The following is a 26817-nucleotide window of genomic DNA, read 5'->3' as shown; positions in this document are numbered from 1 at the left end:
ATGAGCACCGCGACCGACCCCCTCCTCGAGACCGAGGCCGACGCGCACAGCGTCGACCTGGCGATCACCGGCATGACCTGCGCCTCCTGCAGCGCGCGGATCGAGCGCAACCTCGGCAAGATCGAGGGGGTCGAGGCCAGCGTCAACCTCGCGACGGAGAAGGCAACGGTCCGCCACCCCGGCTCCGTCGACGTCCACGAGCTCATCGCGACCATCGAGTCCTCGGGCTACGGCGCGACGGTCATCGAGCCCGAGTCGCGCCTGGCCCCGCCGACGCACACGCCGATCGCCCGGCTCGACCTGCAGCGCCGTGCGATCGTCGCGGGCGGGCTCGCCCTCGTCGTGGTCGTCCTCGCCATGGGTCCGTGGGACTTCGCCGCCAACCCGTGGTTGCAATGGCTGCTCACCACACCCGTCGTCGTGTGGGCGGCGTGGCCCTTCCACCGCGCCGCCTATCTCAACGCCCGCCACCTGGCCTCGACGATGGACACCCTCGTCAGCCTCGGCGTGAGTGCTGCCTACCTGTGGTCCTTCGTCACGCTCATCACCGGCGGCGGCCAGGACGGGCACTACTACTTCGAGACGGCCGCGGTGATCACCGCCTTCCTCCTCGGTGGCCGCTGGCTGGAGGCCCGCAGCAAGGACGAGGGCCGCTCCGCCCTCACCGACCTCATGGACGTGGGGTCGAAGGGGGTCGCCGTCCAGCGGATCGACTCCCGCACCCGGGCGACGACCGAGGTCCTCCTGCCCCTGGACGAGCTGCAGGTCGGTGATCACTTCATCGTGCGACCCGGCGAGAAGGTCGCCACCGACGGCCTGATCATCGACGGCACCAGCTCCATCGACACCTCGCTCGTCACGGGCGAGTCGGTCCCGGTCGACGTGCGCTCCGGCGACACGGTCGACGCCGGCACGGTCAACACCTCCGGTCGTCTGATCGTCGAGGCGACCGCCGTCGGCACCGACACCACCTACTCGCAGATCGTCCGGCTCGTCGAGCAGGCCCAGACGGGCAAGGCCGACGTGCAGCGGCTCGCCGACCGGGTCTCCGCGGTCTTCGTCCCCGTCGTCCTGGGTCTGGCGCTGCTGACCTTCCTCGGCTGGTGGATCGGGTCCGGCTCGGCCACGACCGCCATCGGCGTCGCCGTCACCGTCCTGATCATCGCCTGCCCCTGCGCGCTCGGCCTGGCCACGCCGATGGCCCTGCTCGTCGGCACCAGCCGCGGCGCCCAGCGCGGCGTGCTCATCAAGGGCCCGCAGGTCCTCGAGGACACCAGGCGCATCGACACCCTCGTGCTCGACAAGACCGGCACGATCACGACCGGTGTCGCCCAGGTCACCGACCTGGCCGCCTCCCCCGGCCTGCACCCCGCGGCGGTGCTCACCGCTGCCGCGGCCGTCGAGTCCGGCAGCGAGCACCCCATCGCCCGGGCCATCGTGCGCCGTGCACTCGACAAGGGCATCAAGATCCCGGCGATCCGCGACTTCGAGAACCTCCCCGGCTCCGGTGCCGTCGCGATGATCAAGGACATGCGCGTCACCGTGGGCCGTGCGGACCTCTTCGACGAGGTGCCGGCCGAGCTGTCGACGCTCGAGCGGGCCGGCACCACGGTCTTCGTCGGCTGGGGCGGCGTCGCCCGAGGCGCTCTGACCGTCGCCGACGAGGTGCGCGACACCTCCGGTGACGCCATCCGTGCGCTGCGCGCCGAGGGCCTGCAGGTCTGGCTGCTCAGCGGCGACAACGAGCACAACGCGACGACGATCGCCGCCCGGGTGGGCATCGACCCGGAGCACGTCATCGCCGATGTGCGTCCCCAGGACAAGCACGATGTCATCGAGCGCCTCCAGGAGGAGGGCCGGGTCGTCGCCATGGTCGGCGACGGCGTCAACGACGCGGCCGCGATCGTCAAGGCCGACCTGGGCATGGCGATGGGCACCGGCACCGATGTCGCGATGGAGTCCGCCGACATCGTCCTCGTGCACGCCGACCTCGAGTCCGTGCCCCGCGCGATCGCCCTCTCCCGCGAGACGCTCAAGGTCATCAAGCAAAATTTGGGCTGGGCCTTCGGCTACAACATCGCCGCCATCCCGCTCGCGATGGCGGGCCTGCTCAACCCGATGGTCGCCGGTGCCGCGATGGCTCTGAGCTCGGTGCTCGTGGTGCTCAACTCCCTTCGCCTGCGGGGTGCCATCAAGGACTGACCGCCAGACACAGATCGGCCCGGGCACCACCCCTGCGGGCGCCCGGGCCGATCCAGTTTCTGGGGCCGGCCCTACAGCTCGGCGTTCCACGCGTCCTTGTAGGACAGCTTGCCGCCGGTCTGCATCAGCGCCCGGCGGTAGATCCGCTCCGCGACGAGGATGACCCCGACGGTCACCGCGGCGAGGATGCCGAGGCTGATCAGGGCCTCCCACCACTGCGCCTCACCGGACACCAGCCGCATCGGCTGCAGGATCGCGGAGAAGGGCGGGATCCAGGCGAGGACGTCGACGATCGGTCCGCTGGCGAACATCGCCCCGAAGAACATCACCATGAGCAGCATCGTCACGGGGAAGGACGTGGACTGGATGTCCTCCTGGCGCGAGGCAAGCGCGCCTGACACGGCGTAGAGCGCCGCGATCATCGTGAAGCCGGCGATGAAGAAGACGATGAACCAGATCAGCCCGGAGGTGAGGCCGGGAAGCATGTCGCCCCACTCCGTGAAGCTCGCCCCGACGATCGCCACGGCCGCGTAGAGGAGCAGCTGTCCCACGGCCAGAGCCACGGCCGCGATGAGCTTGCCGAAGAGCAGATGACGAAGGGGGATGGACGTCGCGATGATCTCGACGATCCGCGACTGCTTCTCCTCGGTGACGCTCATCGCGAGGTACATGCCGAAGATCGCTGCGGACATGTAGAAGAGGATCGCCATGCCGAAGCCGACGGCCTTGGCGATGCCGGCCTGCTCCGCATCGCCGTCGAGGATGTCGGTGGTGACATCCGTCCCCTTCTGCAGGGCCGTCACGTCGGTGCCGACCTTGTCCGCGTTGGCCGCGAGGACGGCGGTGCCGATGGACTGGGTGGCGATGTCCTGCAGGCCGGGGCTGACGTCCGACTTGCCGACGAGCTGCCAACCGTCACTCGTCCTGTGCAGCCAGGCGTCGGCGGACTCATCGGTGACGGCGGCCTTGGCTGACTGGTCGTCAGCGACGTCGACGAGCGTGACCGTCACCTTGTCGTCGATGCCGGGTGCCGCATCGACGACGACCTGGCCCATCTGCTGTGACTGCGAGGTGACGGCGAGGTCGTAGGTCGACGCCTTGTTGGCATTCCACGCCTGGAAGCCGAAGACGGCGACGAGGATGACGAGCGAGAGCAGGGTGGAGCCGATGAAGGTCTTGTCGCGCAGGCGGACGGACAGCTCGCGTCGCGCGACGAGCGTCCAGGCATTGGTGGTCTTCATGCCGTCACCTCTCGGTAGACCTCGGACAGGGGCGGGATGATCGGGGAGAGCTCGGTGACTCCCCCACGGCGCAAGCCCTCGGCGAGGACCTCGCCGAGCAGCCGTTGGCGCTCGGCCTCGGAGTCGCTGACCAGGTCGAGTACCGCGACGGGGCCGTCCACGTCGATGGCGGAGACACCGGGCACCTCTCGCACCCAGCCGGCGTCGCGGACGGCGACCAGACGGTGCCGTCGCGGGGAGCCACCCCGCAGCTTGGTGGGCGTCCCGGTCGCGCGGACCTGGCCCTTGGCGAGGATGACGAGCTGGTCGCACAGTCGGTCGACGAGGTCGAGCTGGTGGCTGGAGAAGAGCACCGGCACGCCGCGGGCCGTGTGCTCGCGCAGCAGCTCGGCCATCGAGTCGACCGCGTCGGGGTCGAGCCCGCTGAAGGGCTCGTCGAGGATCAGCGCCGCGGGCTCGATCATCAGCGCGGCAGCGATCTGCACCCGCTGCTGGTTGCCGAGCGAGAGCGCCTCGACGGCGTCGCTGGTGCGCTCGCCCAGACCGAGTCGCTCGAGCAGCGTCATGACGGACTCGCGAGCCGCCTTGGGCGACAGGCCCTTGAGCTGGCCGAGGTAGATCAGCTGGTCGGCGACCTTCTGCTTGGGGTAGAGGCCGCGCTCCTCGGGCATGTAGCCGATGGAGCGCTGGTGCGCGGCGGTCATGGGCTGGTCACCCCACATGACGCGGCCCTCGCTGATCGACAGCACGCCCATGATCATCCGCATGGTGGTCGTCTTGCCCGCGCCGTTGCCGCCGACGAATCCGGTCATCTTGCCCTGCGGCACGCAGAAGTCGACGTGGTCGACGGCGGTGAAGTCCCCGAAGCGGCGGGTCAGGCCCTCCACGGTGATGGTTTGCGGTGCTCTGTCCATACCCGTAACGCTATGGACTGGAGGGTGGCAGCGGATCCGCCCCGAGGGTGGTCTTGGGGCGAAGGGGGTCTCCCCCCGTGGGCGGAGATCAGTCGCCGACGACCCCGGCCTCGTGCGCGATGATCACCGCACCCACCCGGTCACGCACCTGCAGCTTGGCGAAGATGCTCGACACGTGCGTCTTGACGGTCGCGGCACCGATGACCAGCTCGGCGGCGATCTCGGAGTTGGACCGCCCGGCGCCCATGAGCCGCAGCACGTCCAGCTCACGGTCGGTGAGGTGGGCGAGCAGGGCGGCGTGCCTCCTCCCTTCGCCTCCTCCCGCGGGGGCGGACGGGACGCTCATCTGGGCGATGACCCGCTGGGTGACCTCGGGCGCGAGCAGCGCGTGCCCGTGCCCCACCGCCCGCAGCGCGTCGACGAGCTGGTCGGCCTCCGCGTTCTTGAGCAGGAAGCCGCTCGCCCCCGCCTGGAGCGCATCGAAGAGGTAGTTGTCCGCGTCGAAGGTCGTGAGGATGATGACCCGCCCCAGGTCCCGCTCGACGATCTCGCGGGTCGCGGCGATGCCGTCCATGACGGGCATCTGCACGTCCATGACGATGACATCGGGACGCTCTCGCTCGGCCAGGTCGATCGCGTCGCGTCCGTTGGCCGCCTCGCCGACGACGACGAGGTCCTCCTCGACGGAGAGCATCATCGCGAAGCCGGACCGGATGATCGGCTGGTCGTCGACGAGCAGCACCCGCAGCGTGTCCGTCATGTCTCCTCCGACCGAAGGGGGATGCGCGCCCGGACCCGATAGCCGCCCAGTGGGCGGGGCCCGATCTCGACGCTCCCGTGGTGCGAGGAGACCCGCTCGCGGATCCCCAGCTGGCCCATACCGGTCCCGGAGGTCCCCGGCCGCGGACGGCCGTCGTCGGTGACCTCGATCTCCGCGTGCTGGTGACCGACGCGGACGATCACGCGGGCGCGCTGCGCCGTCGAGTGCCGCACGACATTGGTCAGCGCCTCCTGCGCGGTGCGGTAGAGGGAGTGGCCGATCGCCGTGGGGACTGCCTCGAGGGCGCCCGGCGAGTCCTCGACCACCTCGTGGGTGACGGTCAGGGCCGTGCCGTCGCGCTCGGCCGCGAGGTCGGCGACATCCGCCAGGGTGGGCTCGGGCGCGTGGTCGGTGTCCGCGACGGGGGCCTCCCCCATCCGCAGCGTGCCGAGCAGCCCACGCATCTGCGTGACGGCGTCCCGGCTGCCACCCTCGATCCGCAGCAGTGCTCCCTTCGCCGCCTCTGGGTCCTTGTCGAGGACGCGACGGGCCGCGGCTGCCTGCACCCCGATGCCGGAGACGTGGTGCGCGACGACATCGTGCAGCTCGCGGGCGATCCGCAGCCGCTCCTCGACGACCGCCGCCTCACGCAGCTGGCCGGTCTGCTCGCGGATGGTCTGGGTCTGGCTCTGCAGCCCCGCACGCTGGCGGGCCGAGCGCCAGGCCGCCTGGCCACCGATCACCGCACCACCGAAGTAGAGGATGTTGATGATGCTGAGCATCACGGGCGCCGCGACCGTCGGCGCGATCCACGCCTGCGGGTCGGGCGAGCCCACCATGCCCTTGGTCGCCTGCCCCACGGCGAAGCCCCACACGAGCCAGAGGAACATCGCGAAGAGGATGACGCCGTAGACCCCGGCCATGGTGCGGCGGTTGCGCGCCCAGGCCACGCCGCCGAGGACGACGAGGAAGTAGGACACCTGCGTCGACAGCAGGCTGACCAGAAGTGGCTCGTAGGAGGCGATCGCCCAGTACGCCAGGCTCGCGGCGGCGACGGTGAGCAGGGGGTAGCGACGGCGGGTGAGGAGGAAGAGGGCAGGGATCGCGGTGAACAACCACTGCTGCCACACCGGCTGATCGACCTCGATCAGGCTGCCGAGCCCGCGCATGAGCTCCAGGACGAAGAGGGAGAGTGCGACGACCGTCAAGGTGAGGAGCGCGTCGCCGCGGGTGATCGTGCCGCCGGGGCGCTCCCAGTCGTCGTCGAGAGCGAAGAATCGACCGACGCGGTCGGACCAGGCCATGGGGAGCCGGTCAGAGGGTGACCGGGCCGCCCGGGGTGTTGAAGGTGACCGAGAGCAGGCCGGGCGTGCCGTGCGGCGCGACGAACTCGAAGTCGATGACCGAGGAGGTCTCCTCGGGGGGCAGGCCGCCGAGCCAGTCGGTGACGCGCGCCTGGTCGCCGGCGATCATCAGCGAGGAGATGGTGACGTCGGTGGACGCCTCCTCGCTCGGGTGCGGCGAGCCCTCGCCCCACTTGACGAAGAAGGGCAGCTGCGGGTCGGCGAGCGTGCCCTTGATGCCGATCTGCTTCCACAGGAACTCACGGCCGTCGGACAGCCGACGGTTGCCCGCGACCGCCTTGCGGTCCAGTCGCTCCTCGACCTCTTCGATCTCGGCGTCGACGCGGATGACCCAGCCCATCCAGCCGCCACCGGCCTCGGAGCGGGCGCGCACGACCTGGCCGAAGGGGGCCTTGTCGGAGCTCGGGTGGTCGAGGACCTCGACGACCTCGACGTAGCGCTCGTGGGCGAGCGGCAGGATCATGTTGCGCGTGCCGAAGCGTGGGTGGATCCCCCCATCGACGGGGGTCACGCCAAGTGCTTCGCCCAGACGCTGGGCTGTGGCCTTGACACCGGACTGGTCTGCGGCATAGGAGACGTGGTCGACGCGCATATGAGCATCGTGACACAGGCCGTACTCCGCCCAGTAATCGGGTCGGTTCAGATGCTCCGTCGCTGGCGCACGGCCTCGTACACGACGATCGCTGCCGAGGTCGCGACATTGAGCGAGTTGGCCCGTCCCACCATGGGGATCCGCACCTTGTGGTGCGCCCGGGCGAGCGCGGCATCGGTCAGTCCGTACTTCTCCGAACCGACGGCGACCGCGACCGGGCCGGTCAGATCGGCATCGGTGTGCTCGATGTCCGTGTCAGGAGTCGTGGCGACGATCTCGACGCCGCGCTCGGCCAACCAGGTCCACACCTCGTCGGTGCTCGCCGCAGCCACCGGGACCGAGAAGACGGTGCCCTTGCTCGAGCGGATGACATTGGGGTTGCCCCAGTCGGTGACCGGGTCGGCGGCGATGACGAGCGCGACCCCAGCGGCGTCGGCGGTGCGCAGCATGGCTCCGAGGTTGCCGGGCTTCTCCACGCCCTCGCACAGGAGGACGAGGGCGTTGTCGGGCAGCTCGACCTCGTCGAGCGCCAGACCGGGCGCGGGGACCTTGGCGAGGATGCCGTCGGGGCCCTCGCGGTAGGCCACCTTCTCGAAGGCGATCCGGCCCAGCTCCACGATCTCGGCACCGACACCGCGAGCGCGCTCGACGAGGTCGGCTCCGGCCTGCTCGTCGAGCATCAGCTCGGGGCAGTGGAAGAGGGCGACGGGGCGCACGCCAGAGTCCAGCGCGAGGGAGGTCTCCTCGAGACCCTCGAGGAGGGTGACACCCGCGCTCTCGCGGATGCGACGACGACGCAGTGCGACGAGGTCCTTGAGGCGCTGGTTGGCCGGGGAGGTGATGACGAGATCGAACATGGCGGGTCCAGCATGCCGCACAATCGGTGGATGCCTGCAGACCGACCCGTCTCTCTCCTGCGAATCGTGTCGGCAGCGCTGCTCATGGTGGCGGCCACGCTGGCCGTCGCGGCACTCGGTGAGTGGCTGCTGATCCCCTCCTCCGCGGTCCGCGAGGTCGACGCCTGGGGCGTCACCCACGGCATCGCCGCGCTCGCCGGCCACCCGCGCTGGCACGACGCGGCCGTGCTCTGGGCCGTGCTCAGCGGGCCGTGGTTCGTCTACCCCGTCGTCGCGCTCCTCGGCGGGGTGCTTGCCGTGCGCCGCCGCATCACCGCGCGTGCCGCCGTCGTCACCGTTGCCATCGGCCTCGCCGGCTGGGGGCTCGGCGTCGGGTGCAAGCTGCTCGTCGAGCGTCCCCGCCCCCTCGACGCGGTCGTCGAGGTCGGCGGCTGGTCCTACCCGAGCGGTCACGCGACCAACATCGCGGTCGGCACGGTGCTGGTCATCGCGCTGGTGCAGGTCATTCGATCTGCGTGGATGCGCTGGGGCGCAACGGTCCTCGCCCTGCTCGGCGCCGGCGTGACCGCCGCCGACCGGATCCTGCTCGGTGTGCACAACATCAGCGACGTCGTGATGGGGCTGGTGCTCGGCGCCGCCATCGCCCTCCTCGGCCTGGTGGTCCTCCCTTCGTCGCTCCCTTCGTCCCGGCCCGCGAGCCCCCAGGACCAGGACCACGACCACGCATTGCCATAGGGCAATGCAACTTCGACGGACATTGCCATAGGGCAATGCAGGGTTGACGGGCATTGCCCTAGGGCAATGCACGAAGGTGGCCGCCGCGGATCTCCCAGCGGCGGGTGATGCCGATCCGCTCGAGGAAGCCCTCGTCGTGACTGACCACGAGCAGCGCCCCGCGGTAGGCGGCCAGCGCGTCGACGAGCTGGTCGACGCTGTCGACGTCGAGGCTGTTGGTCGGTTCGTCCAGGACGATCAGGTGCGGCGCCGGGTCCGCGAGCAGCACGCTGGCCAGGGCGACGCGGAAGCGCTCCCCACCCGACAGCCCCGCGACGGACCGCTCGGCGAGCGCGCCCCGGAAGAGGAAGCGCGCCAAAGACGCCCGGACCTGCTGCGGCGGCACCGTGGGCGCGGCCGCTCGGACGGCCTCGAGGACACTCCGCTCGGCGTCCAGCTCGATCCGCTGCGGCAGATGGCCGACCTCGTCGATCCTTCGGACGAGCCGCGCGGCCGGTGCCACCGCCGTGGGCAGCCCGAGGACCTCGCGCAGCAGCGTCGTCTTGCCGGCACCGTTGGCGCCGGACAGCGCGATCCGCTCCGGCCCCTGCACGACGAAGGCGCCGTCCTGAGGTGTGAGGCCGTCCACGGCCGAGCCTCGAAGGGGGAGGTCCTCCCCCTCCCGTAGCTCCAGCACCGTCCGGCCGGCCGGCACCTGCGTGCCGGGCAGCTCGATGCGCACCGAGCGGTCCTCGCGGACCATCCCTTCGGCCTCGGTGAGGGAGGTGCGGGCCCGATCGAGCCGATCGTCGTGGAGGTGGCGGTGCTTGGCGGCTGACTTCTCTGCCTTCATGGCCCAGGTGTTCATGACGATCTTGGGCGCCCGCTTGCTCGCCTGATCGCGATCGGCGATCCGCTTGCGCCCGGCCAGCTTGAGCTCCGCCTCGACGCGGTCACGCTTCTGCCGACGCACCTCCTGCTCTGCGGCCCGGACGGCATCGGCGGCCGCCTGCTGCTCTGCCTCGATCGCCGCGCGGTACACCGACCACGGCCCGTCGAAGCCGCGCAGCTCGTGACCGTGCACCTCGACGATGCGGTCGACGTGCTCGAGCAGGTCGGTGTCGTGACTGACCACGACGAGCGAGCGGCCGGTCGGCCACGCGTCGATCGCCTCGAGCAGACGCGTGCGGGCTGCTCTGTCGAGGTTGTTGGTCGGCTCGTCGAGCAGCGCGATGTCGGCTCGCTGCAGCTGGAGCGCGGCGAGCCCCACGGTGACGACCTCGCCGCCCGACAGGGTGCCGAGCGGCCGGTCGAGAAGGTCTGCGTCGTCACCGAGCCCCAGGGTGGTCAGGGTCGAGAGCGCCTCGGCCTCGATGCCCCAGCGGCCTTCTGCCGCATCGAAGTCCGCCTGGTCGATCGAGCCGGCCTCGATCGCCGCGATGGCTGCGAGGGCCGGCGCGACGCCCAACGCCTGCGCGACCGTGCGCTGCGTGTCGAGTCCCAGCTGCTGCGGGAGCGTGGCGACGGCGCCGCTGACGTGGAGCGTCCCGTCGATCGGGGTCAGCTCGCCCGTGATCAGCCGCAGCAGGGTGGTCTTGCCCGAGCCGTTGCGGCCGACGAGGCCAGTTCGGCCGTGACCGAAGGACCCGCTGACGTCATCGAGGGCACGGGTGCCGTCGGGCCAGTCGAGGGTGACGTGGGTGAGGGTGACGAGGGCGTCCGCCCCCGGTGTGGGTGCTGACATGGAGATCTCCGTACCGTCGCTGCGTGCGCACGCCGACGGGACTCGCGGTGCGTGGGCCGCGGTCGGACGCGCTCTTCAGTCGCGGGAGATCTGGTGCCGCATCGAGCGGGTCATCACCTTCGAGGTCGAGGGGACCGGGCGCTGTCACCGACCGGTCGGACCCGACAAGGCTAGGGGCTCTCCCTTCGCCCCGGCAACCGGTTTGCTGACGAAGGGGAGCGCTCAGATCCGCTGGTGGCGTGCCCTGGCGAAGCAGTACAGGCCGAAGGCCACCAGGCCCACCGCGACGGCGGTGAGCAGGTACGGGCCGAAGGGCTGGTCGCGCAGGCTCTTGAGTGCGCCGTCGAGACCGGATGCCTCGGACGACTGGTGCTGCACGGCAGCGATGACGAAGAAGACGCCGACGAGGGCGAGGACCGCTCCCTTGGCCGGGTAGCCGATCGTGCCCGAGCGGGTCGCCCAGGTGCCCGGGTCCTGCTCGAGGTCGTCGAGGAACTTGCGGGTCACACCCTTGTACACGTGGTACCCGCCGACGGCGATGATCGCGACGCCGACCGCGCCGACGAGGACCTGCCCGGCCGGCGCCTGCATGAGTGTCGCCGTCAGGTCCTGCGAGGACTGCTCGGACGAGGACGAGGAGCCGGAGCCCATGGCAAAGGTCGAGGCCGTGTACGCCAGCGCGGCGTAGACGGCGGCCTTGCCCAGCGCCTTGATCCGATCAAAGGCACCATCGCCGAAGCCCGGCGCGACCGCCACCGTCACCTGCCACAGGACGAGCGCCGCGAGCCCGATGACGATGACCCACATGAGGATCGTGCCGGCGGGGTTGCTCGCGAGCGCGGAGAGAGCGCCGGACTGGTCGGCCTGACCACCGCCGCCCCAGCCCAGTCGCCCGGCGGTCCAGCCGAGCACGACGTGCAGGAGTCCGGAGACGACGAACCCGATCCGCGCCAAGGCCTCGAGGGCAGGGTGGTCGCCGACCTTGCGGGCGGCGTCGCGGGCGTCATCAAGATCAGGGGCGCGGGTCACGACCCCATCCTGCACCTAGAACAAGCGGCGGAGGGCAGCCGCGAGGCCGTCCTCGTAGACCGTGCCGGTCTGCTCGTCCGCCGCGGCGACGACCTCGGGCGGAGCATCGCCCATCGCGACCCCTCGAGCAGCCCAGCGCAGCATCTCCAGGTCGTTGCGCTGGTCACCGGCCGCGAAGGTCAGGTGCGGCTCGATGCCGAGTCGGCGGCGCACCAGCTCCAGCGCCGAACCCTTGGACACGCCCTCGGGGGCCAGGTCCAGCCAGGCGGTGTACCCGACCGCGTAGCTCACCCCGTGCAGACCGATCCGCTCGACGAGGTCGAGGAAGTCCTCGCTCGCGCCCTCGGGGTCGTGGAAGGACACGCGGGTGGTCGGTGTGTCGACGAGCTGCTCGAAGGGGACGACGACCTGCTCGCCCATCAGCACGCCCTCGGGGTAGGGCCGAGCGACCTTGAAGCCGACCCCGACCTCCTCGACCGCGACGAGGATGTGGGGGGCGTGCTCCATCACGAGGGTGAGCGCCTCGCGGGGGTCGAAGGTGACCGTCTCGGCGATCCGATAGCCCTGCGGCTCAGCGGGATCCAGCTCGAGCGTCACAGCACCGTTGGAGCAGACGGCCCACCCGTGGGAGAGGTCGAGCATCTCCAGGACGGGTGTCGTGGCGACGACCGAGCGCCCGGTCGAGATGACGATCTGGTGGCCGGCGTCGGCGACCGCGCGGATCGCGTCGCGGGTGGCCTCTCGCAGCTCGCCGTCGTGGGTCAGGATCGTGCCGTCGACATCCAGGGCAACGAGGTGCGGCTCCATGTGGATCACGCTATCCGGCCGGCGGTCAGCCGCGTGCGGCGCCCAGCTTCCAGTAGCCGGAGAAGGTGATCTGCCGCTTGTCCGTGCCCTGCTGCACGAGGTGGCGACGAAGGGAGGTCGCCAGCCCGGACTCGCCGCAGAGCCAGGCGTAGTCCAGGTCGGCGCTCGAGCCGGGCGAGTCGACGAGGGCCGCGAGGACTGCCGTGCCCGGCGCGGCGGAGCCTCGCAGGTGGACGGCGACGTCGGACGGCATCTCCATGCCGTCGAGCACGCTCGACGAGGGGACCTCGACGTGTGCCTCGATGCCCGCGCCGAGGCCGGGCAGGCCACGGCGGTCCCGCTCCTCCAGGATCGCCAGCAGCGCGGGCAGGGCCGTCTCGTCGGCGACGAGGAGCTGACGCGGCTGGTCGAAGCTGGAGTACAGCGCTCCCCCGGAGCGGAACCCGGCGACATCGCCCACCTGCGCGGACGTCGCCCATGCCGACCCCGGACCGGAGTCGCCGTGGGTCACGATGTCGACGTCGACCTCCCCTTCGCGCCGGCGGATGCTGCGGATCGTGTACCACCGCAGGCCGGGCTGCTCGTCCTCGGACATCTCGCTGATGGCCGCACGGACATTGCTGCGCCCCGGGTCAGGCAGGTGCAGGTGGCCGTCGGCGCCCGGCATGAGCAGGCCGAAGAACTCGTCAGGGCCGAGCAGCGAGTAGTCGCGGATCTCGGGGGCTGCCAAGGTGATTCGTCGCATCACCGGGTTGAGCTCGACGACCCGGGCGACCGTGACCTCGAACTGCGACTCCTCCGTCCGCTCGGCGTAGTCGGCCATCGTCCGACGGGCGTAGACACGGGCGGCACCCAGGACCACGCGGTCCTTGAGCTCGGCGATCTTCATGGCTCTCCTAACACCGGGGACGGCTGAACTTAGGAGAGCCTAACTTAAACCGGTTGCCGTGGAGGCCCTCAGGCGAGCCCGAGCTCCTCGAGCCCGAAGACGTGGCGGTACTCCAGACCGGCCTCGGCGAACTTGTCGGCGGCACCGGTCGCCCGGTCGGCGATCGTCGCGACGGCGACGACCTCGGCACCCGCCTCGCGGGCGGCGGTGGCCGCCTCGAGCGGCGAGTTGCCCGTCGTGGAGGTGTCCTCGACGATCAGGACACGACGGCCCTTGATCGACGGACCCTCGATGCGCTGCTGCAGGCCGTGGGCCTTGCCGGACTTGCGCACCACGAAGGCGTCCAGCCGCTCCCCCTTCGCCGCGGTGGCGTGGAGCATGGAGGTGGCGACGGGGTCGGCACCCAGCGTCAGCCCGCCCACGGCGTCGAAGTCGAGGTCCGCGACGAGGTCCAGCATGACCCGGCCGACGAGCGGGGAGGCTTCGCCGTCGAGCGTGATGCGGCGCAGGTCGACGTAGTAGTCGGCCTCGGCGCCGGAGGAGAGGGTCACCCGTCCGTGGACGATGGCCTTGTCCTTGACGATCTCGAGCAGGCGGGCGCGGTCGGCAGCGATGTCAGTCACGAGTCGTATTCTATGGGGCGCGCGGTGCCGGCCCGTGGCCAGAGGTTACTTGCGGGTACGACGTGCACGTGCACGCCCGACGCGTAGGAGAATCCCGGAAAATCAGCTCTCTCGTCCGAAGCACTTCGCCAACTGCACGTCATACCCGCAAGTAGCTTCGCCAAGACAGAGTTACGCTGGGCGCAGCGTCGCGTGCCGGTGGCAGACCGTGTCAGGCATGGAGGCGCCGGATCGAAGGAGGACGTGTCATGCACGTTTCCCACCCTTCGCCCTCTCGTGACTGAGGGCGAGCAGACCAGGCTGGTGGCCTGGGCACACGAGCTGCGGGCGGTGCACGCCCGCCTGCGCGAGGCGCTCGACCTCGTGCGGGCGGCCGGCGAAGACCCCGAGGTGGCCCGGGACCTGCTGGTGTACTGCCGCGGTTTCTGCACGGCCCTCACCCGCCATCACGAAGGGGAGGACCGTCACCTCTTCCCCGCGATCGCCTCCGAGCACCCCGAGCTGGCCGACACCCTGCGCCGGCTGAGCCAGGACCACTCGATGATGAGTCACCTGGTCGGCGGGCTCGAGGCAGCTCTCGACCGAGACGACCCACCCGAGCGGGTGCACTCCCACCTCGACGGGCTCGGCGCGATCATGGAGTCGCACTTCCGCTTCGAGGAGCGGGCGCTGCTGCGGATCCTCGAGACGCTGGACCTCGACGCGGACCCAGCCGACGCCCTCGGCCCCCTCTGAGGTTGCATTCCCCTATGGCAATGCAACCCGGGTGACCGTTCGTCTGCATTGCCATAGGGCAATGCAGACGAACGGCGATTGCGGGAGGGCCTGTCAGGGACTCGGGTTCTTGCGGTGCAGCGCGGTCACCCGCGGGTTGCGCAGCAGCACCCGGGGCAGGTGGCGCACGACGCCGACGACCGCCTTGTACTGCGGGCTCGGGACGGACACGACGCGACCACGCTCGGAGTCGGCGAGGGCCTGGCGCACGAGGTCCGGCGCGTCGAGCCAGAAGGGACCGTTGCGCTTCTTGTCGATCCCCGCGCGCTCGTGGAACTCGGTGCGCACGTACCCGGGCAGCAGCGCGGTGACCCCGACCCCGCGCGGCGCCAGCTGTGCCGCGATCGACTCGCTGAAGGTGATGACCCAGGCCTTGGATGCCGCATAGGTCCCGCTCGTGAGCAGCCCGGCGACGGACGAGACGTTGATGATCCGTCCGCTCCCCCGCACGACCATCGCCCCGGCCGCGGCATGGCTGAGCACGAGGACCGCCCGCACCAGCACGTCGAGCAGCCGCTCCTCGTCCTCGACCGTCGTGTCGACGAAGGGAGAGCCCAGCCCGTAGCCCGCGTTGTTGACCAGCAGGTCCACGGCCCGGGCCGGGTCGCGCAGCCGCTCGGCCACCCGCTCCAGCGCGGCCCGGTCGGACAGGTCCGCGCAGATCACCTCGACGGCGACGCCGTGAGCACCACCCAGCTCGGCGGCGAGCGCGTCCAGGCGCGCACTGTCGCGGGCGACGAGGACGAGGTCGTCCCCCTTCGCCGCGAGCTGGACGGCGAACTCGCGGCCGATGCCGGCGGTCGCTCCGGTGACGAGGGCGGTGCTCACGCGCCGAGGGTCCGGGCGAAGAGGGCCTGCAGCTCGCTCCAGTGGCGGTCCTCGCCGGCCTGCTGGTGGCTCGAGGTGTCGCTCATCGTGTAGCCGTGGGGCGCCTGCGGGTAGACGGCGCTCTGGGCGACCAGCCCGTGCTCGGCGAGCGCGGCGTCGAGCCGCTCGACCATCTGCGGGGTCATCGCCTGGTCGTTGTCGGCATGGCCGTAGACGAACTCCGCCTGCGCGCCACCGAGGGTGAGGTGCGGGCTGTCGTCGTCGTCCGTCGCGAGCATGGCCCCGTGGAAGCCACCGCAGGCCGCGACGCTCGGGTCCAACCCGGAGCACCGGGTCGCGAGCTTGGCACCCATGCAGTAGCCGGTGACGCCCACGGGGCCCTCGCCCACCCCGTCGAGACCGCGCAACGCGGACAGGTAGTGGGGCAGGTCGGCATCGATCGCCGCACCCGTGAGCAGGGCGAGGTAGGGGCCGACCTTCTTGCCGTAGGCAGCCCGCTCCTCGGGGATGCGCAGGTCAGTCGTCGGAGTGGTCTGCGCCGCGGTCCCGGACCGGTACATCGTGTTGGGCGCGAGGACGATGTAGCCCCAGGAGGCGATGCGATCAGCCATCTCCTGGATGCGTGGGCGCAGGCCGAGGGCGTCGATGCACAGCAGGACTCCGGGGTGGTTGCCGTCGTCGGGCCGGGCGACGAGCGCCTCGGCGGTTCCGTCGGCGGCAGGGATCTCGATGAGGGGTCGCATGCTGCCCGACGCTAACGACCCGCCGCGGCCATGGCCAGACCCGCGGGCTCAGCCCGCGTCGCTCGGCTCGGGATGCTCGCCGTAGCCGTCCCAGTCGCCGAAGCTCGGTCGCGCCCGCCAGTGCCCCGAGACGTCGAGGTCGCGGTACTCCGAGATCCTGGCGTCCGGCATGGACGTGACCACATCGCGGCAGGTCGCGGTGCCGTCCTGGCGGAAGACCCACGACTTGTGGGCGACGGACTGGCTGAATGTCCGCGTCGTCCTCGCATCGTCGGCGTAGACGTAGACCGTGTAGTTGTCCATGAACAGCCGGTCGTCACCCTCGACGACGGCGAAGTCGTAGACCTCCACGACGGAGCCGTTCGCGTCATAGCGCTGGACCCTCACGTGGGAGCCCTCGGCCGCAACGTACAGGGTGAAGTCAGCCACGGCCTGCCCCTCGGCCACCCTGCTGACGGCAAACATGGGGCCCTGCGCAAAGCGCTGCCTGGCCGTTGGCTCGTCGATCTCCTCCTTGGGCTTCTTCAGCCTGGCGTTCCAGCCAAGGCCGTAGCGGTAGCTCCCGGGGGCATGGCTTCGGGGAGGTCTGCTTGCTTCAGCCGTCCGCTTCATCGCGGCGAGCCCCCTGTCGAAGTCCTTGCCGATCGCCTTGTCGAAGAACAGCGTGCCCATCAGGCCCATCACCGCGCTGCGCTGCCCGGTCATCGTCCAGGTGACGTCCGTGCCCCCTCCGATCGGACGAAGGGAGAAGGTCGTGACGTTGGTCGCCTTGAAGGGCTTGACGAAGCGCAGGTCGACGACGACCTCGCTCGGCGTCGAGGAGACGATCTCCATCCGCCCCTCACCGGCCTTGGCATTGCCGGACCACTGGTACGTCGAGCCGACGCCGTGGTCGGGTCCTGCGTAGGTGCGCCGCAGGTCGGGGTCGGCGCCCTCCCACGGCGACCAGCGCGTCCACTGCCGGAAGTCGTCGATCAGGGCGTGCACGGTCCCGGGGTCGGCGACGACATGCGTCGTGCGGGACAGCTCGAAGTCGGCCATGGGCTCAAGGGTGTCAGTCCCGATGGCTAGGGTGGCGCCGTGCGCATCGCTACCTGGAACGTCAACTCCATCCGCTCCCGCGTCGACCGCGTCGAGGCCTGGCTGCAGCGCAGCGACGTCGACGTCCTGGCCATCCAGGAGACCAAGGCCAAGGAGGAGCAGTTTCCGTATGACCGCTTCACCGAGCTGGGCTACGAGGTCGCCCACCACGGCCTCAACCAGTGGAACGGCGTGGCGATCCTCTCCCGCGTCGGTCTGGAGGACGTGTCGATCGGCTTCGACGGCGACCCCGGCTTCGGCGACCCCGTCGCCCCTGAGGCGCGCTCGATCGGCGCGACCTGCGGTGGCGTGCGTGTCTGGTCGCTCTACGTGCCCAACGGCCGCACGCTCGAGGACCCGCACATGACCTACAAGCTCGCCTGGCTCGAGCAGCTCAAGCAGCGTGCGCTCGAGTGGACCGCAGACGGCACCCCGACCGCGTTGTGCGGCGACTGGAATGTCGCGCCCCAGGACGAGGACGTCTGGTCGATGGAGTACTTCGCCGACAAGACGCACGTCTCCGCGCCAGAGCGCGCAGCCTTCAACTCCTTCCTCGACGCCGGCTTCGTCGACGTCACCCGCCCGCACACCCCCGGGCCGGGCACCTACACCTACTGGGACTACCAGCAGCTCGCCTTCCCCAAGAAGCGCGGCATGCGCATCGACTTCGTCCTCGGCTCGCCCTCCTTCGCCGCTCGCGTGAGCGGCGCGTCGATCGACCGCGAGGAGCGCAAGGGCAAGGGCGCCAGCGACCACGCCCCCGTCATCGTCGGCCTCGACGGCGACATCGGTGACTCGCGGACCAACCTGTGAGCCCCTTGGCCCACCCCGCCCCGGGCACCCGACGGACGGTCACCGCTCCCGACGGTGCCCGCCTCGCAGTCTTCGAGCACCCGGCTCCCAGCGGCTTCGCGCAGGGACCGACACTCGTCCTCGCCCACGGCTGGTGCGGCACCCACGAGGTGTGGGACCCGGTGGTCGTCGACCTGCAGCAGCGCCGGCCCCATCTGCGGGTCGTCACCTACGACCAGCCCGGCCACGGACGCTCCAGCTCCGGTCTCGACCGCGACGTGTCCCTGCTCGACCTCGGCGCGGCCCTGCGCGAGGTCCTTGCAGAGACGGCCCCGGAGGGCGATGTCGTCCTCGGCGGCCACTCGATGGGCGGGATGACGGTCATGGCTCTCGGCGAGGTCGACCCCGACCTCGTGCTCGCCCGGGTGCGGGGCGTCGCGCTCGTCGGCACCGCCGCACACCTGCCCGGCCGTCGGGGCGTGCCCGGCGAGGTGCTCGTCATGGGCCTGCTCGCCAAGGCCCCCGCACGCTTCCCGGGCCTACCGACGACGGCCCGGCTCACGGCTGCCAACCTCTTCGGGGACAACCCGGACCCCGAGGCGGTGCGCGCCACGGTCCAGCAGACCAGCCAGACCCGAGCCAATGTGGTCGCCGACTGGTACCGCGCGATCGGTGATCTCGATCTGCGGACCGGGGTCGCCCCCTTCGCCCACGTGCGCACTGTGGTCCTCACCGGCCGCAAGGACCGGCTCACCCCCGTCTCCGCGGGGCGCCGCCTTGCCGCGCTCATCCCTGGGTCGGACTTCTGGATGGTGCCCGGGGTCGGCCACATGATCACCTACGAGGCGAGCGCGACGGTCGCCGACAAGATCGAGCTACTCCTCGACGCCGAACCCACGAGCCAGCGAGCCTGAGCCCTCCCGGCGACGCACACCGAGGAAGACGAAGGCGACGAGCGCGCCCACGAACGCAGCCCCGGCAGCACCGACGAAGACGGTCTGCACCTGCAGCAGCGCAGCATCGAGCAGAGCCTGACCGCTCGTCTGCTGCTCACGCGGCAGCGCCTCGACGGCCTGGTAGTAGCGGTGCAGCCCGACGCCGGTGAGCAGGGCGAGGCCGACGACCATGCCGACCATCCGCGCGACGACGACGAGACTCGACGCCGTCCCGTGGGCGTGCTGCGGGGAGTCCGCGAGCGCCGCGTCGTTGACCGGCGCGAGGGCCATGCCCAGGCCGAAACCGACGACCGCGAGGGTGATCGTCGAGGTGATCTCGGTGAGCGAGCCGCGGTCCCATCCGGACATGACGACGAGGCCGCCGGTGGCGAGCAGCAACCCGACACCCGCGGAGAGACCGTCGCCGACCCAGCGCAGGATCCAGCCGCCGAAGAGCGCGCCCACAGGCACGGCGACGAGGAACTTGACCAGCTCCATCGCCGCATCGGTCTGCGACCCGGACGTGGTCAGCCGGGAGAACAGCGGGACGTCGACGACGACCGAGACGAGTGCGACGCCGACGAGCAGCGAGACGACCAACGCCCAGCCGGTGCGGCCACGGACGGTGCCGCGCGGGACGAGCGGCGAGGCCGCGGTGCGGTGCCGCCAGACATAACCGAGCGCGGCGATGCCCGCGACGGGCAGCAGGGCATACCCGAGCGGGCCGACGACCTCTGACTCCGGGTCGGCCGAGGCGAAGGTGAGCACGATGCACCCGAGGACCGTGCCGAGCAGCAGCGCGCCGGGCAGGTCGCTCTCCCGCAGCGGCGGCCACCAGTGGCGGATCGTCAGCACGACGAGCAGCACGGCGAGGGCGAGCGTCACCACACCGATCGGTGTGACCAGCCGGCTGTCCCCGGCGAAGGGGACGAAGGGCAGCCCGAGATAGACGTCCGACGCGAGCGAAGGGGGTGCCGCCAGCGTCAGCCAGAGCAGGCCGACGGTGAGCACCCCGAGCGCTGTGGTGACCACGCGCCCCCGGTCCCTGCCCTTCGAGACGGCCGCGGACGGCCTCCTCAGGACCCGGAGGCCACCCGCGGCCGTCTCGAAGGCCGCGCCGCGGGTCACGAGGGCGATCGCGAGGAAGAGCAGGAGGCCGAGGACGACATTGAGCCAGAAGATCGCTCGCCAGTCGGCGACGGCGAGGACGGCCGCACCGAGGAGAGGGCCGAGGACGGAGCCGAGCTCCTGGACGGCGCCGACCATGCCGAGCGGCAGGCCACGTCGCCCCGGGGGCCACAGGTCGGCGACGAGCGCCAGGGTCGCCGGGACCAGTCCCCCACCACCGATGCCCTGGACGACGCGGCCGGCGACGAGGATGTCGAGGTCGACGGCCAGCGCGGTGATCCCGGAGCCGACGACGAAGACGACGAGGCAGCCCAGCAGGATGCGCGAGCGGGAGATGACGTCCGCGAGGCGCCCGATGAGGGGCAGGACCGCGATGTAGCCCAGGAGGAACCCGGAGATGATCGGGGCAGCGCGCTGCAGGTTGTCCAGGCCGAGACCGACGCCGCTCATCATGTCGGTGAGCGCCAGCACGACGACATAGGTGTCAGCCGCGGCCAGCGCCACGGCCGTGGAGGCGAGCGCGAGCAGGGTCCGGGGATTGGTCCCGGTCATGGGGCCGCCCACCTCAGGTGGCGGGCTTGTCGATCGTGACGCTCTTGCCGTAGTCCTTGAGCTTGAGCGTGAAGGTGGTCGGTGCCTCCTTGTAGAAGTCACCGGAGATCTTCACGGTGCGCAGCTCGCCGCTGTCGGGCTCGATGGCATAGGTGACGTCGAAGGTGTCCCCGCCCTCACCGAGGCCGAAGAGGCGCTTGACGTCCGCCTTGGGGACCTTGCCGGTGTACTCCTGCAGGACGGTGTCACCGCTGCGGGTGCGCTCGCCCGCCACCGGGTCGGTCGTGTGCGCGATGATCTGGTCGACGCCGCTGCCGGTGCGGAAGAACTCGGCCGGGTTGGGTGCGCCGAGGTCCTTCATGTCGACCGGGTTGAAGTCCTTGGTGAAGAAGGACATCCACGTCTTGGCGTCGATGGCGATGATCTCGACCCCGGCCGAGTTGCCGTCGATGACACCGGTGACCTGGCCCTGGAACTTGGGGGTCGTCTTGTCGATGACGCCGGAGCCGCTGGCTGCGCTGACGCCGTTGCGGCCCTTGGGCAGAGCCGACTGCTTGAGGTCGAAGCCCACGGTCCCCGCCTCGACGAAGGTCGTGCGGGCCGTCTCGAGGGCCTGCTTCGGTGGGGTCGCGTCGCCGGACCCCGAGCACCCGGCGGCCAGGCCGAGGGTCAGGGCGAGGGGCACGGCGGCAAGGAGTGAACGTCGTCGCATGTCGGCAAACCTAACCGCTGGCGGGCTCCTCGTGCTCCACCTGTGTCCTCTCCCTCAGGAGAGGGTCGCCACGGTGCGCAGCAGCGCATCGCGCGCCGGAGCGGCATGGCGCGTCGTCGCGGCGCGGAGCCCGATCGAGGCGGCGGTCCGCAGGACCTGGCCGCGCAGGTGGCGGCGTCTGCTGAAGGCGCGGGGCGCTCCCTTCGTCCCGTGGCGGTGGATCATCTCGGCGAGGGCGACGGCGTCCTCCATGGCCTCGTTGGCGCCGCGACCGAGGTTGGGGCTCATCGCGTGGGCCGCGTCGCCGATGAGGACGAGCCTGTCGCTGGCGCTGGTGCGCAGTCGGGGCGCGAGCAGGATCCGCTGCGCGTCGGCCTGCTCGCCGACGGTTGCGAGGACCGCACGGGCCCGCGGGTCCCAGTCGGCGAAGTGGCCGCGTGCGAGCGCGAGCGCTTCGGCCGGGTCGACGGTGGCGCCACGGCCGCCGCGCAGCGCGCAGAACCACGCCGCGCCCTGCGGCCCGGGAGTCGTGCCGAAGAGGCCGCCCGGCCCCCACCACTCCGTGGCCACGCGCTCAGGTGGTCCGGGCAGGTGGCCGCGCAAGGCGATCCAGTCAGTGGTCACCGGCGCCGAACCGGCCCACGCGTGCTGACGCACTGCCGAGCGCACCCCGTCGGCACCGACGACGATGTCGGCACCGAGCTGCGTGGCGAGCGCCCGCGAGTCCGTGACCAGCCGGGTCAGTCGCGTGACGGACGAAGGGAGCGCCGCCTCGAGCGCCGCGACCAGGTCGGCTCGTGGGGTGAACCAGAGGGAGGGAGCGATGTCGTGCAGCGCTCGCCCTGAGGCGTCGCGCAGGACGACGCGTTCGACGGGACGGGACGTGGCGCGCACCCGCTCCCCCACGCCGAGGTCGTCGAGCGCATCGCGACCGCCGCGCCACATGGCGAGCACCGTTCCTGCCCCGGCCCGCTCGGGCCGCTCCTCCACGAGGGTGACGTGGATGCGACGGGGGTCGAGGGCCGCGGCGAGCGCCAGCCCGGCGACGCCACCACCGACGATCAGGACGTGTTCGCGAGTCCGCACGGTCCCAGCGTGCCAGCCCGGGCGTCCAGCTGCCCGGGCGAGCCCCTCCCATAGGCCGGAGTAGATACGTGCATAGGCAAAGAATCTCGCGAACCCATGTTCACCTCGTCACCCGGTCGCTAGTTTGGCGTCATGCAACGACGCCTCTCTGCGGACGAGTCCGCCTTCCAGCAGCGTATGCGGGACTACTTCACCCAGGAGTTCCCTGCCCATCTCCGTGAGAAGGTCACCTCTGGACGGAAGCTCACGCCAGAGGACATCCGACTCAGCCAGTCGACGCTCGCCGCAGCGGGTCTGGCGACGCCCGGATGGCCGACCGAGTGGGGAGGCCAGGACTGGACGCCGCTGCAGAAGCACATCTGGAACAGCGAGCTGCAGTCGGCCGGCGTGCCGCCGCCGCTGCCCTTCAATGCCTCGATGGTCGGCCCGGTGATCGCCACCTTCGGGTCCGAGGAGCTCAAGCAGCGCTTCCTCCCCAGGACAGCGACCGCCGAGATCTGGTGGTGCCAAGGCTTCTCCGAGCCGGGTGCCGGCTCCGACCTCGCGGCGCTGCGCACGACCGCCGTCCGTGAGGGCGACGAGTACGTCGTCAACGGTCAGAAGACCTGGACCACCCTCGGCCAGCACGCGGACTGGATGTTTGCCCTCGTCCGCACCGACCCCGATGCCCCCAAGAAGCAGGCCGGCATCTCCTTCATCCTGCTCGACATGAAGAGCGAAGGGATCACCGTCCGCCCGATCCGCACGATCGACGGCGATACGGAGGTCAACGAGGTCTTCTTCGACAATGTCCGCGTCCCTGCCGACCAGCTCGTCGGCGAGGAGAACCGTGGGTGGGACTACGCCAAGTTCCTCCTCGGCAACGAGCGGGTCGGCGTGGCCAACACCGGCCTGATCAAGCGCTGGCTCGCCGAGCTCAAGGAGCACGCGCAGCAGGTGCGCCTCGGTGACGGGAGTCTCCTGGACGACCCGGCCATCGCTGCCCGCTTCGTCGACCTCGAGTCGCAGCTCATGGGCCTGGAGCTGACCGTCGTCCGGGTCTCCGGCGGCTCCGAGAACGGTCGTCCCAACCCGGCCTCGTCGATCCTCAAGCTCTGCGGCTCGCAGCTGCAGCAAGAGGTCCTGGAGCTGGCTGTCGACATCAGCGGTCCGATGGCCCTGATCTGGGACGAGCTCGAGTCCGTGCCCGGCTGGGCCGCGCGCAGTGTCCCGACCTACCTGAACTACCGCAAGGCGACCATCTACGGCGGATCCAGTGAGGTCCAGCGCGGCATCGTCGCGGCCACCATTCTTGGACTGAAGGGCTGACCATGGACTTCTCCCCCACCGACGAGCAGCAGGCTCTCGCCGAGGCTGTCCGCGGCACGCTCCGCCGGCACGGTTCCCCCGCCGCCGAGCGCGGCGAGTCCGGCGCCCCCTCCGGCCATGATGACGCGCTCTGGCAGAGCCTTGTCCAGGCCGGTGTCCCGGCCCTCGTGTGGGCCGAGGAGGACGGCGGCATCGGCGCCGGCTTCACCGATGTCTCGGCTGCCGCGACCGAGCTCGGCCGGGCCCGCCTGCAGGTGCCTCTCGCCGAGACGATCGTCGCCGGCTCGCTCATCGCCTCCCTCGCGTCCGACGCCGTACGTCGTGAGCTCCTCGGCGGCCTGTCCGAGGGCACCGCGCTGCCCATCCCGGCACTCGCCGAGCCGCTACGCGCCTGGTCACCGCAGCCGACGGACGTCGTCGCCAGCGGGTCGGGCGATGCCTGGACCCTCACCGGGACCAAGGCCCCTGTGCCCTACGGCCCGGACGCGACCCACCTGGTCGTGACCGCTGCGACGGACGGCGGCACCGGCGTCTTCCTCGTGACGGCCCCGGAGGCGGCGAACGCCGAGGTCGTCCTCGACGGCACGTCAGCGACCCTGCTCGCGCAGGGTGAGGCTGCGGACAGCGCCATCAGCGAGGCTCTCGCACTCGGTGGCGTCGTCCTGTGCGCCGAGGCGGTCGGCGCGATGGACGAGGCCCTGCGCCTCACCACCGACTACCTCGACACGCGGACCCAGTTCGGTCGCAAGCTGGCCAGCTTCCAGACGCTCACGCATCGCGCGGCCGACATGTACGCGCAGCTCGAGATCGCTCGCAGCGCAACCCTCTACGCCGCGATGGTCGCGGACGAGCGTCCCGTCGACGCCGACCACGTCCTCCGCGCCCGGCTCGTCGTGGACCGCGCGGCCCGACTCGTCGGCCAGGAGGCCATCCAGATGCACGGGGGCATCGGCGTCACGGCAGAGCACCCCGTGAGCCACCTGACCGCGCGGCTCACCGCCATCACTCGCACATGGGGCGACCGCCGCTCCCAGCAGGCCGAGCTCGCCACCCGACTTGCCGACCACCGCAGTGTCGAGGTTCTCGGGTGACCACCCCGGGCGGGCTCTTCGACCTGACGGGCAAGCGGGCACTCGTCACCGGTGGCGGGTCCGGCATCGGCCTCGGCATGGCAGAGGGGCTCGTCCGTCACGGTGCCTCCGTGCACCTGTGGGGCCGCACCGCCAGCCGCCTCGACGAGGCGCGTGAGCGACTGGCCGCCTTCGGCACCGAGGTGACCACGAGCGTCGTCGACGTCTCTGACGAAGCGGCAGTCATCGCGGGTGTCGACGCACTCGTCGCCGCCGGCGGGGTCGACGTCGCGATCGTCAGCGCGGGCGTGGGAGGCGGGCGAACCCCCTTCCTCGAGTCGACGACCGACGACTACAGGCAGGTCCTCGCCACCAACCTCGACGGCGCCTACCTCACGATGCGTGAGGTCTGCCGCGCGATGGTCGCCGCCGAGCGCGGCGGCTCGATCATCACGATCGCCAGCGTCGCGGCCATCGACGGCGCAGCCCGCAACCAGGCCTACGGCGCGACGAAGGCCGCCGTCACCTCGATGACCCGGGCGACCGCCGTCGAGATGGGCCGCCACGGCATCCGGGTCAACTCCGTGCTGCCCGGCTGGATCGCCACGGACATGACCCGGGCCAGCCAGTCGTCCGACAAGTTCACGGACACCGTGATCTCCCGTGTGCCGATCCGCCGCTGGGGACAGCCGCAGGACTTCGCCGGCGTCGCCGTGCTCCTCGCCTCGGATGCCTCCGGGTACCAGACGGGCACGACCGTCGTCGTCGACGGCGGCTACACGATCTTCTGATCCAGACCACCACCATCAACCCACGCGGCCGTCGTCGATGACGGCTGCCCACACATGAAGCAGGAGCACCCCATGAGGGAAGCAGTCATCGTCAGCGCCGTCCGCAGCCCTGTCGGCAAGCGGGGCGGGGTCTTCGCTGACCTGCACCCCGTCGAGCTCGGCGCCCAGGTGCTCCAGGGGCTCGTCGGCCGGGCAGGGATCTCCGCCGACCTCGTCGACGACGTCATCTGGGGGTGCGTCGGTCAGGGCGGCGAGCAGAGTGGTGACATCGCCCGCACCACGGTGCTCGCTGCGGGGTGGCCGCTCGAGGTCCCCGGGGTCACCATCGACCGGCAGTGCGGGTCCTCCCAGCAGGCCCTCCACTTCGCGGTCGCAGGAGTTGTCGCCGGGCACTACGACGCCGTCGTCGCAGGTGGTGTCGAGTCGATGACCCGAGTACCCATGGGCTCGTCGAGAGGTGAGGCCGACAACTACGGGCCGAGCTTCCTCGAGCGCGTCGGCGGGACCCGCCCCAACCAGGGCATCGGTGCCGAGATGATCGCCGAGCAGTGGGACATCAGCCGGGAGGACTGCGACGCCCTGGCTCTGGAGAGCCACTCCCGGGCCGCCCGGGCTCAGGACTCAGGCGCCTTCGACGAGCAGATCGTCGCCATCACCACCCCGGACGGCACAGTCGTCACGCAGGACGAAGGGGTGCGACGCGGCGGCACGATGGACCGGCTCGCCGGGCTCAAGCCCGCCTTCGCGGACGACGGTCTCATCACTGCAGCCAACTCCTCGCAGATGTCCGACGGTGCTGCCGCGATCCTCGTGATGTCCAGGGAGCTCGCGGACGAGCACGGACTCACCCCGATCGCCCGCGTGCACACGGTTGCCGTGGTCGGCTCCGAGCCGGTCCTCATGCTCACCGGCCCGATCCCGGCGACCCGGAAGGCCCTCGATCGTTCCGGCCTGTCTCTCGGCGACATCGACACCTTCGAGGTCAACGAGGCCTTCGCCCCGGTAGCCCTGGCCTGGACGAAGGAGTTCGGAGCCGACCCCGACAAGGTCAACCCCGACGGCGGTGCCATCGCCCTGGGCCACCCGCTCGGTGGCTCCGGCGCCCGGCTGATGACCACCATGATCCACCGGATGCGCCGGGAGGGTCTGCGCTACGGACTCCAGACGATGTGCGAGGGCGGCGGTCAGGCCAACGCGACCATCATCGAGGCCCTCTGACCTCGACCCTCCAACGACCTGTGCCCGGCTCCCACGTGGGGGCCGGGCACAGGTCATCGCGGGG

At 71.0% G+C, this 26817-nt stretch carries 26 protein-coding genes; 9 read left to right on the top strand and 17 right to left on the bottom strand.

The window, feature by feature from the left end:
- The gene (locus ASG73_RS03610; RefSeq protein WP_055990817.1) at positions 1 to 2202 is read left to right on the top strand and encodes a heavy metal translocating P-type ATPase; all 2202 of its coding nucleotides are present in this window, start codon (positions 1 to 3) and stop codon (positions 2200 to 2202) included.
- Between the two features lie 71 nt (positions 2203 to 2273).
- Here the strand turns inward: ASG73_RS03610 and ASG73_RS03605 are convergent, their stop codons facing one another.
- From ASG73_RS03605 to ASG73_RS03580, 6 genes are all read right to left on the bottom strand, one after another.
- Positions 2274 to 3443, bottom strand: coding sequence for an ABC transporter permease (locus ASG73_RS03605; RefSeq protein WP_055990814.1), 1170 nt, complete (start codon positions 3441 to 3443; stop codon positions 2274 to 2276).
- The gene (locus ASG73_RS03600; protein ID WP_055990811.1) at positions 3440 to 4357 is read right to left on the bottom strand and encodes an ABC transporter ATP-binding protein; all 918 of its coding nucleotides are present in this window, start codon (positions 4355 to 4357) and stop codon (positions 3440 to 3442) included. Before ASG73_RS03600 ends, ASG73_RS03605 begins: the two co-directional genes overlap by 4 nt.
- An 88-nt stretch (positions 4358 to 4445) precedes the next feature.
- Complete coding sequence (locus tag ASG73_RS03595; protein WP_055990808.1) at positions 4446 to 5117, bottom strand: response regulator; 672 nt, start codon at positions 5115 to 5117, stop codon at positions 4446 to 4448.
- A complete protein-coding gene (locus ASG73_RS03590; RefSeq protein WP_055990805.1) occupies positions 5114 to 6421 on the bottom strand; it encodes a sensor histidine kinase in 1308 nt (435 codons plus the stop codon). The genes ASG73_RS03595 and ASG73_RS03590 overlap by 4 nt, the downstream gene beginning before the upstream one ends.
- A gap of 10 nt (positions 6422 to 6431) precedes the next feature.
- On the bottom strand, positions 6432 to 7073 hold the full coding sequence (locus ASG73_RS03585; protein ID WP_055990802.1) for a VOC family protein: 642 nt from the start codon (positions 7071 to 7073) through the stop codon (positions 6432 to 6434).
- A gap of 47 nt (positions 7074 to 7120) precedes the next feature.
- Positions 7121 to 7930 carry a TrmH family RNA methyltransferase gene (locus ASG73_RS03580; RefSeq protein WP_055990799.1) on the bottom strand — a complete coding sequence of 270 codons (810 nt, stop codon included), beginning with the start codon at positions 7928 to 7930 and terminating at the stop codon, positions 7121 to 7123.
- 30 nt (positions 7931 to 7960) lie between these two features.
- Between ASG73_RS03580 and ASG73_RS03575 the strand changes: the two genes are divergently transcribed.
- Positions 7961 to 8665 carry a phosphatase PAP2 family protein gene (locus ASG73_RS03575; protein WP_162253958.1) on the top strand — a complete coding sequence of 235 codons (705 nt, stop codon included), beginning with the start codon at positions 7961 to 7963 and terminating at the stop codon, positions 8663 to 8665.
- A 58-nt stretch (positions 8666 to 8723) separates the two neighbouring features.
- Here the strand turns inward: ASG73_RS03575 and ASG73_RS03570 are convergent, their stop codons facing one another.
- The 5 genes from ASG73_RS03570 to pyrE all read right to left on the bottom strand — a co-directional run bounded on the left by ASG73_RS03570 (position 8724) and on the right by pyrE (position 13736).
- A complete protein-coding gene (locus ASG73_RS03570) occupies positions 8724 to 10388 on the bottom strand; it encodes an ABC-F family ATP-binding cassette domain-containing protein (RefSeq protein ID WP_055990793.1) in 1665 nt (554 codons plus the stop codon).
- 222 nt (positions 10389 to 10610) lie between these two features.
- On the bottom strand, positions 10611 to 11417 hold the full coding sequence (locus tag ASG73_RS03565) for a DUF1206 domain-containing protein (RefSeq protein ID WP_055991439.1): 807 nt from the start codon (positions 11415 to 11417) through the stop codon (positions 10611 to 10613).
- A 15-nt stretch (positions 11418 to 11432) separates the two neighbouring features.
- Positions 11433 to 12224: an HAD family hydrolase gene (locus ASG73_RS03560; RefSeq protein ID WP_055990790.1), complete on the bottom strand. Its 792-nt coding sequence runs from the start codon at positions 12222 to 12224 to the stop codon at positions 11433 to 11435.
- A 25-nt stretch (positions 12225 to 12249) separates the two neighbouring features.
- On the bottom strand, positions 12250 to 13113 hold the full coding sequence (locus ASG73_RS03555; RefSeq protein WP_055990787.1) for a siderophore-interacting protein: 864 nt from the start codon (positions 13111 to 13113) through the stop codon (positions 12250 to 12252).
- A 68-nt stretch (positions 13114 to 13181) separates the two neighbouring features.
- Complete coding sequence (pyrE, locus tag ASG73_RS03550) at positions 13182 to 13736, bottom strand: orotate phosphoribosyltransferase (RefSeq protein ID WP_055990784.1); 555 nt, start codon at positions 13734 to 13736, stop codon at positions 13182 to 13184.
- A gap of 276 nt (positions 13737 to 14012) precedes the next feature.
- Here pyrE and ASG73_RS03545 point away from each other — a divergent pair, with 276 nt between their 5' ends.
- Positions 14013 to 14471, top strand: a complete 459-nt coding sequence (locus ASG73_RS03545; RefSeq protein WP_055990781.1) for a hemerythrin domain-containing protein — start codon at positions 14013 to 14015, stop codon at positions 14469 to 14471.
- Between the two features lie 93 nt (positions 14472 to 14564).
- Here ASG73_RS03545 and ASG73_RS03540 read toward each other — a convergent pair whose 3' ends face one another.
- The 3 genes from ASG73_RS03540 to ASG73_RS17405 are packed head-to-tail and all read right to left on the bottom strand — an operon-like array spanning position 14565 to position 17122.
- On the bottom strand, positions 14565 to 15338 hold the full coding sequence (locus ASG73_RS03540) for an SDR family NAD(P)-dependent oxidoreductase (RefSeq protein ID WP_055990777.1): 774 nt from the start codon (positions 15336 to 15338) through the stop codon (positions 14565 to 14567).
- Entirely contained in the window at positions 15335 to 16081 is a 747-nt protein-coding gene (locus tag ASG73_RS03535) for a dienelactone hydrolase family protein (protein WP_055990774.1), read from the bottom strand. The genes ASG73_RS03540 and ASG73_RS03535 overlap by 4 nt, the downstream gene beginning before the upstream one ends.
- A 48-nt stretch (positions 16082 to 16129) precedes the next feature.
- The gene (locus tag ASG73_RS17405; protein ID WP_082566959.1) at positions 16130 to 17122 is read right to left on the bottom strand and encodes an SRPBCC family protein; all 993 of its coding nucleotides are present in this window, start codon (positions 17120 to 17122) and stop codon (positions 16130 to 16132) included.
- 39 nt (positions 17123 to 17161) lie between these two features.
- On the opposite strand from ASG73_RS17405, the gene ASG73_RS03525 reads away from it, so the two are divergent.
- Together ASG73_RS03525 and ASG73_RS03520 are read left to right on the top strand one after the other, a co-directional pair.
- Complete coding sequence (locus ASG73_RS03525; RefSeq protein WP_055990771.1) at positions 17162 to 17974, top strand: exodeoxyribonuclease III; 813 nt, start codon at positions 17162 to 17164, stop codon at positions 17972 to 17974.
- Positions 17971 to 18867: an alpha/beta fold hydrolase gene (locus ASG73_RS03520; RefSeq protein WP_055990768.1), complete on the top strand. Its 897-nt coding sequence runs from the start codon at positions 17971 to 17973 to the stop codon at positions 18865 to 18867. The genes ASG73_RS03525 and ASG73_RS03520 overlap by 4 nt, the downstream gene beginning before the upstream one ends.
- Here ASG73_RS03520 and ASG73_RS03515 read toward each other — a convergent pair.
- Genes ASG73_RS03515 through ASG73_RS03505 form a run of 3 tightly spaced genes read right to left on the bottom strand, consistent with a single transcriptional unit; the run spans position 18829 to position 22366 of the window.
- The gene (locus ASG73_RS03515; RefSeq protein ID WP_055990765.1) at positions 18829 to 20568 is read right to left on the bottom strand and encodes an MFS transporter; all 1740 of its coding nucleotides are present in this window, start codon (positions 20566 to 20568) and stop codon (positions 18829 to 18831) included. The genes ASG73_RS03520 and ASG73_RS03515 overlap by 39 nt on opposite strands.
- A 13-nt stretch (positions 20569 to 20581) precedes the next feature.
- Positions 20582 to 21280, bottom strand: a complete 699-nt coding sequence (locus tag ASG73_RS03510) for an LppX_LprAFG lipoprotein (RefSeq protein ID WP_055990763.1) — start codon at positions 21278 to 21280, stop codon at positions 20582 to 20584.
- A gap of 54 nt (positions 21281 to 21334) precedes the next feature.
- Entirely contained in the window at positions 21335 to 22366 is a 1032-nt protein-coding gene (locus tag ASG73_RS03505) for an FAD-dependent oxidoreductase (protein ID WP_055990760.1), read from the bottom strand.
- 132 nt (positions 22367 to 22498) lie between these two features.
- Here ASG73_RS03505 and ASG73_RS03500 point away from each other — a divergent pair, with 132 nt between their 5' ends.
- The 4 genes from ASG73_RS03500 (at position 22499) to ASG73_RS03485 (ending at position 26753) form a co-directional block, all read left to right on the top strand.
- Complete coding sequence (locus ASG73_RS03500) at positions 22499 to 23674, top strand: acyl-CoA dehydrogenase family protein (RefSeq protein ID WP_055990757.1); 1176 nt, start codon at positions 22499 to 22501, stop codon at positions 23672 to 23674.
- Between the two features lie 2 nt (positions 23675 to 23676).
- On the top strand, positions 23677 to 24765 hold the full coding sequence (locus ASG73_RS03495; protein ID WP_055990754.1) for an acyl-CoA dehydrogenase family protein: 1089 nt from the start codon (positions 23677 to 23679) through the stop codon (positions 24763 to 24765).
- Positions 24762 to 25535, top strand: a complete 774-nt coding sequence (locus ASG73_RS03490; protein WP_055990752.1) for an SDR family NAD(P)-dependent oxidoreductase — start codon at positions 24762 to 24764, stop codon at positions 25533 to 25535. Before ASG73_RS03495 ends, ASG73_RS03490 begins: the two co-directional genes overlap by 4 nt.
- Positions 25536 to 25607: 72 nt before the next feature.
- Entirely contained in the window at positions 25608 to 26753 is a 1146-nt protein-coding gene (locus tag ASG73_RS03485) for a thiolase family protein (protein WP_055991435.1), read from the top strand.
- The last annotated feature ends 64 nt before the right edge of the window (positions 26754 to 26817 follow it).

The organism is Janibacter sp. Soil728 (genome assembly GCF_001428305.1).
GTDB lineage: Bacteria > Actinomycetota > Actinomycetes > Actinomycetales > Dermatophilaceae > Janibacter.
Note: the sequence above shows the minus strand (reverse complement) of the source record. Positions and strands in the feature narration are given on the sequence as shown.